5 protein-coding genes are annotated in these 5,879 nt (G+C 66.6%); 4 read left to right on the top strand and 1 reads right to left on the bottom strand.

Annotated elements, in window-relative coordinates:
• From EN745_RS28000 to EN745_RS27985, 4 genes are all read left to right on the top strand, one after another.
• The coding region (locus tag EN745_RS28000) for an SEL1-like repeat protein (protein ID WP_145992164.1) at nt 1-1,858 on the top strand (1,858 nt) is incomplete at its 5' end.
• 192 nt (nt 1,859-2,050) lie between these two features.
• Complete coding sequence (locus EN745_RS27995) at nt 2,051-2,974, top strand: sulfite exporter TauE/SafE family protein (RefSeq protein ID WP_127422750.1); 924 nt, start codon at nt 2,051-2,053, stop codon at nt 2,972-2,974.
• Complete coding sequence (locus EN745_RS27990; protein WP_127407320.1) at nt 2,974-3,765, top strand: TIGR02186 family protein; 792 nt, start codon at nt 2,974-2,976, stop codon at nt 3,763-3,765. Before EN745_RS27995 ends, EN745_RS27990 begins: the two co-directional genes overlap by 1 nt.
• Nucleotides 3,766-3,931: 166 nt before the next feature.
• Nucleotides 3,932-5,188 carry an Hsp70 family protein gene (locus EN745_RS27985; protein WP_127422749.1) on the top strand — a complete coding sequence of 419 codons (1,257 nt, stop codon included), beginning with the start codon at nt 3,932-3,934 and terminating at the stop codon, nt 5,186-5,188.
• 15 nt (nt 5,189-5,203) lie between these two features.
• Here the strand turns inward: EN745_RS27985 and EN745_RS27980 are convergent.
• A partial coding sequence (locus EN745_RS27980; RefSeq protein WP_127422748.1) for a LysR substrate-binding domain-containing protein occupies nt 5,204-5,879 on the bottom strand: 676 nt, incomplete at its 5' end.

Below are 5,879 nucleotides of genomic sequence, written 5' to 3'. Positions count from 1 at the left end.
CTTCTCGCCCTTTTCGGCGATCGTGTCCGAACCGAGCGCCGCCATGGCGGCGCTCGGTTCGGACACGATCGCCGAAAAGGGCGAGAAGGCCGGCAAGAAGTCGATGTTCGGCGGACTGGCGCGCGCCTTCAGGGGCAAGAAGCAGGCGGATACGCCGCCGCTCGCCGGTTCGGCGCCTGAGGTCGACGCCCCAAGCGTCGACATCGACCAGCCGCTCGATCCGAAACTTGCCAACCGGCCGCTGGAACCAGGCTCCGGCGCACCAGACCTCAGCGCCATCATGAAGCGCGTGCGCGACGAGCGTAGCCCGCCCGTCAAGCGCAGCGAGAGCGACGCGGCCAAGTCCGACTTCATCGCCGCCGCAAGGCGCGCAGCGCAAGCGGCCGCCGCCGAGGCCGACGCGCTGAAGCGCCAGTCGACGATGGGCGGCCCGGTCAAGGCGCTCAGGATCGGCGATCTGCTCAAGGCGCGGCGCAAGCCGATCCTGATGGCGGCGGCCGCGATCATGCTAGCGCTTGCCGGCCTGCAGCTTGGCAAGGCCTTCTTCTCCGATCCGGCCCCGGTTGCCAGCAACGACGCCGCGCCGATCATCGCCGCCCAGCCGGTGGAGACGGCCTCGCTCAACGCCCCGGCCGAACCGAAGACCATTGCCGAGCCAAAGGCGGCTTCCGCGGCGCAGGAGACGCCGACCCGTGCCGTGCGGCAAGCGGAACCGGTCAGGGACGCGGCGCCCGCGCAGACCGCGGCCGTGCCGCCGACGGACGCCGATATGGTGAAGCAGGCGGCGCCCGCCGCCACTGAGCCGGCACCAACGCCCATGGCTTCGGCCGCGCCTGCTGCGACGGCGCCGGATGTCACCGCTGCAGCGCCCGCGGCGCCAGCAACGGACGCGGATGCCGACGCCGAGCCGATGGCCACGGCGCCGACCGCCGCGCCGACGGTGCCCGCCACCACCGGCGCGGTTCCGCCCGCCGGCGCCGCGCCTGAGGCAGCGGCGGCGACATATAACATCCCGGCTGACGCAGGTCCGCAGGCCCTGCGCGACGCGGCGGCCGGCGGTGACGCCAAGGCGCTGTTCGAGGTCGGCTCGCGCTATGCAGAATCGCGCGGCGTCAAGGAGGACATGAAGGCGGCGGCCAAGTGGTACGAGAAGGCCGCCGAGCTCGGCCTCGCGCCGGCCGAATACCGCATCGGCAATTTCTACGAGAAGGGGATCGGCGTCGCCCGCGACATCAAGAAGGCCAAGACCTACTACCAGCTCGCCGCCGAGCAGGGCAACGCCAGCGCCATGCACAATCTCGCCGTGCTGTTCGCCATGGCGGCGGACGGCGTGACCGACAATGAGTCGGCGGCACACTGGTTCCAGGCCGCGGCCGACCGCGGCGTCAAGGACAGCCAGTTCAATCTCGGCATCCTGGCGGCCAAGGGCGTCGGCATGAAGCAGAACCTGGAGGAATCCTACAAATGGTTCGCGCTCGTCGCCAAGACCGGCGACAAGGACGCTGCGTCCAAGCGCGACGAGATCGCCAATGCGTTGCGTCCGGGGCAGCTGGAGCGGGCGCGCGCCGCTGCCGAGCTGTGGAAGGCAAAGCCGATCGACCAGGCAGCCAACTCCGTCGACATCCCCGAATCCTGGCAGGAGGGGACGCCGCAGACGACCGCCAGCATCGACATGAAGAAGGCGGTCAAGAACATCCAGCTGATCCTCAACAAGAACGGCTATGAAGCCGGCGGCGCCGACGGCGTGATGGGCGACAAGACCAAGACCGCGATCATGGCCTTCCAGACCGACAACAAGATGAAACCGACCGGCGAGGTCGATGAACAACTGGTCAAGGCGCTGCTGGCGCGCAAATAACGGCAGAGGCGTCGCTTCCGCGATGTCCTTGCCACACATTTGCCTGTTAACTGATTGAGATGTTTTTTGTTTCGACGCGGCGGCGGGGTTTGGTCCCCGCCGCCGCGTCGGCGCAAGAAAAAATTGGCTTTTCGGTGCGAGACTGCACGCTGCGGCTGCATCGCCGACAGGCAAACTGATCGAGACTGACGGGTGGGCATCTATCTCCCGATCGCGGAAATTTCCGTCAACGTCTTCGTGCTGCTGGCCATGGGGGCGGCGGTTGGTTTCCTGTCGGGCATGTTCGGGGTAGGCGGCGGCTTCCTCATCACGCCGCTGCTGATCTTCTACAACATCCCGCCGGCCATCGCGGTCGCCACCGGCGCCAACCAGGTCATCGCCTCTTCCTTTTCCGGCGCGCTGTCGCACATGAAGCGCGGCACGCTCGACTTCAAGCTCGGCGGCGTGCTGCTCGCGGGCGGCATCGTCGGCTCGACCGGCGGTGTCTATGTGTTTGCCGTGCTGCGCCGGCTCGGCCAGTTGGATCTCTTCATTTCGCTGCTCTACGTCGCGCTGCTCGGCACCGTCGGCGGGCTGATGCTGGTCGAGAGCGTCAATGCGCTGCGCGCCACCCGCAGCGGCGCCGCACCCGTGCTGAAGAAATCCGGCCAGCACAACTGGATCCATCGACTGCCGTTGAAGATGCGCTTCCGCGCCTCGAAGCTGTTCGTCAGCGTCATCCCGGTGCTCGGGCTCGGCGCCGGCATCGGCTTCCTGTCGTCGATCATGGGTGTCGGCGGCGGCTTCATCATGGTGCCGGCGCTGATCTATCTCCTGAAAGTGCCGACCAACGTCGTCATCGGCACCTCGCTGTTCCAGATCATCTTCACCTCGGCCTACACCACGCTGGTGCACGCCACCACCAACCAGACGGTCGATGTGATGCTCGCCTTCCTATTGATGGCGGGCGGTGTCGCCGGCGCGCAATATGGCGCCAAGGCCGGCCAGAAGCTGCGCGGTGAGCAGCTCAGGGCATTGCTGGCGCTGCTGGTTCTGGCCGTCGCCATCCGCCTGGCGATCGATCTGTTCGTCACGCCGCCCAATCTCTATTCGCTTTCCGCGGCGGGCCTGAGCTGATGGCGGGGTGGAGGGGGTTCGCGGCCGCTGCCTTGCTTCTGCTCGTCGCGGCCGCGTCGCCGACGGCGGCCCAGACGCCGCCGGTCGAAGGCATCCAGATCGGCCTGTCGACCGACGCCGTCTCGATCACCGCCGGGTTTTCCGGCGCCGACCTGACCATCTTCGGATCGCTGGAGAATCCCGATCCGCTGGTTGCGCGCCAGGGGCGCTACGACGTCATCGTCGTGCTCGAGGGCCCGCCGCGACCGGTGGTGGTGCGGCGCAAGGACCGGGTGCTCGGCGTCTGGATCAATCTGGAGTCGGAGACGTTCGAGAATGTGCCGGTGTCCTATTCGGTGGCCACGACGCGGCCGCTGCAGGACATAACCGAACCGAACAGCTACAAGCAGCTGTCGCTCGGCTCGGCCAACCTCTACATGAAGCCCGCCGACGAGACCGACAGCCCGGCGACGATCGAGGAGTTCACCGCCGCGCTGCGAGATCGCAAGAAGGCGACCGGGCTCTACAGCGAAAATGTCGGCGGCGTGCAGTTCCTGTCGCAGAACCTGTTCCGCGCCACGGTGAGGCTGGCGCCCGACGTTCCGGTCGGCACCCACAAGGCGCGCGCCTTCCTGTTCAAGAGCGGCATGTTCATCAAGGAAAGCTCGGCCCAGCTCGAAATCCGTAAATCCGGTTTCGAGCAGTCGATCTTCCGCGTCGCGCACGACTATTCCTTTCTCTACGGCGTCTTCGCGGTATCGCTCGCCATGCTGACCGGCTGGCTGGGGCGGCTGGTCTTCCGCAAGGATTGATCTCCCCGGGAAAAGAGGCTTTCCCTTTTTTCGATGATGCGATAAACCGCCGCCTCCCAAGGCAAACACGCACATTCAATTCGGCAGAACGGTCCGGCCATCCGGACGTCCGCGCCTTTGCCGGCGCCGGCGATCCGCTGCGACGAACCAATGACAGGAGGCTGCTATGCAATCAGCATTCGGCGGCATCGATTTCGGCACGTCCAATTCCACCGTGGGCGTGATCCGGAACGGGCAGGCGCGACTGGTAGCGCTGGAAGGTGAACAACCTACATTGCCAAGCGCCGTCTTCTTCAACTTCGAGGACGGCCATACCTATTTCGGCCGCCGTGCTATCAGCGACTACACCGACAGCATCGAGGGGCGGCTGATGCGCTCGCTGAAGAGCGTGCTCGGCAGCTCGCTCGCTCACGAGAAGACCCGCATCAAGGCGCGCCTGATCGGCTTCACCGACATCATCGGTTTCTTCATCGCCCATCTGAAGAAGCGCCTCGAAGAGGACGCGCGCGCTCCGGTCGAGACCATCGTGCTCGGTCGGCCCGTACAATTCGTCGACGATGACGCCGAGGCCGATGCGAGGGCGGAAAGTGAGCTTGAAAAGGCGGCGCGCGCCCAGGGGTTCAAGCACATCGCCTTCCAGTTCGAGCCGATCGCGGCGGCGCTCGACTACGAGCAGAAGGTTGCCCGGGAGGAACTGGCGCTGATCGTCGACATGGGCGGCGGCACGTCCGACTTCTCGGTGGTGCGGGTCTCGCCCGAGCGCGCCCGCTCGAACGATCGCAAGGGCGACATCCTGGCCAACCGCGGCATCCATATCGGCGGCACCGACTTCGACCGGCTGCTCAGCATCGCCCACATAATGCCCGAACTCGGCTATCTGACGCCGACCAAGGACGGCAAGCGCAATCTACCGGCGAGCTATTTCATCGACCTGGCGACCTGGCAGCGCATCAACCTCGTCTATACCGCCAAGGCGATGACGGACCTGAAGCAAATCCGCTTCGAGGCCGAGCGCGCAGATCTCGTCGGCCGCTTCATCCATATCGTCGAGCACCGCTACGGCCACGCGCTGGCGGGCCTGGTGGAAAGGGCCAAGATCGCGCTGACGGATCAGCCTGCCGCCGAGGTGAAAGTGTCCCTGCCCGGCGCACGCTTCGCAGCCGAGATCACGCGCGCCGGCCTCGAGGCAACGATCGGGGCCGACATCGACCGGGTGACCGAGACCGTGAGGCAGACGATTGCGGATGCCGGTGTTGACACTTCCGTCATAACTGCCGTGTTCCTGACCGGTGGCTCGACAGCGATCCCTCTCGCCAAACGCCAGATCCTCTCGCTGGTGCCGCAGGCCTCCGTCATCGAGGGCGACATGTTCGGCTCGGTCGGGCTTGGACTGGCGCTTGATGCGCAGCGGAAATTCGCCTGAAGCCCTTCTTCCCGATCAGCCCCTGTCCGCCGGCGGCAAGTCCGCCTTTCCCAAATGCGCCCGCAGCGCCGTCTGGGCGAGGCTCGGCTGGCGGTCGCGGTGGGTGATGATGGCGAAGTCGCGCCGCGGCAGGTCGATCGGCACCGAGCGCAGGCTGCCTTCGGCCACGGCGCGGCCGACGACGAGTTCCGAAATGATGGTGGCGCCGGCGCCCGCCTCGACCGCCTGGCGGATCGCCTCGTTGCTGGGCAGGACGAGGAATATCCTGAGATCCGCGAACGGAACCGCCTCGCGGCGCGCGAGATCCTCCAGCGCCTCGCGCGTTCCCGAGCCGCCCTCCCTGATGATCCAGCGCAGCTCCCTGATATCGGGACGGCCCGGCGCATGTTCGGCGATCTTCGGATGCGACGGAGCGACGACCAGCAGCAGGCGATCCACATCGACCTTGGCGCGCCGCAGGATATCGGATTCGGTCCGCCCCTCGACCAGGCCGAAATCCGCCGTGCCGTCGAGGACCTGGGTCTCGACCTGGCTGGTGTTGCCGATGCTGACATTCAGCCTGACGGCGGGATAGGCCTCATGGAAGGCAGCCAGCCGGCGTGGCAGCCAGTAGCTGGCGATGGTCTGGCTGGCGGCGATCGACAGGCTGCCGGTGACGGTCTGCGAGACATCCGCCAGCACGTTGCTGGCG

Source organism: Mesorhizobium sp. M4A.F.Ca.ET.022.05.2.1 (assembly GCF_003998845.1).
Taxonomy (GTDB): Bacteria; Pseudomonadota; Alphaproteobacteria; order Rhizobiales; family Rhizobiaceae; genus Mesorhizobium.
Note: the sequence above shows the minus strand (reverse complement) of the source record. Positions and strands in the feature narration are given on the sequence as shown.

Coding starts and splice junctions, on each gene's coding strand:
- EN745_RS27990 (WP_127407320.1), top strand. CDS start 2,974: ATGGCGGGGTGGAGGGGGTTCGCGGCCGCTGCCTTGCTTCTGCTCGTC.
- EN745_RS27985 (WP_127422749.1), top strand. CDS start 3,932: ATGCAATCAGCATTCGGCGGCATCGATTTCGGCACGTCCAATTCCACC.